1 protein-coding gene is annotated in these 230 nt (G+C 39.6%); it reads right to left on the bottom strand.

Annotated elements, in window-relative coordinates:
• A partial coding sequence (locus SB786_RS37945; RefSeq protein WP_410731804.1) for a DUF6923 family protein occupies positions 1–230 on the bottom strand: 230 nt, incomplete at both ends.

Raw genomic sequence — 230 nt, 5'->3', positions numbered from 1 at the left:
AAATTAATACCCTTTGCCCCGTTGTAAGATTAAACTGGTAAAATCCTCCGGCATTATTAACTCCAAACAATTCACCGGTACTCGAAGAATACATGGCTCCATAATTAGCAGCACCAGACGTAGCTCCTATTCCTGTAACTGACCCTGTACTTGGATTAATAGAAACAAGTTGCCCATTTGTAGCATTCACTCCATATAAAAGCCCGGTTGTTATATTGTATGCGAAATCA

Source organism: Burkholderia sp. SIMBA_062, from assembly GCF_046534765.1.
GTDB classification, from domain to species: domain Bacteria; phylum Pseudomonadota; class Gammaproteobacteria; order Burkholderiales; family Burkholderiaceae; genus Burkholderia; species Burkholderia ambifaria.
The sequence above is the reverse complement of the archived record's forward strand: the minus strand, read 5'-3'. Positions and strand labels throughout refer to the sequence as shown.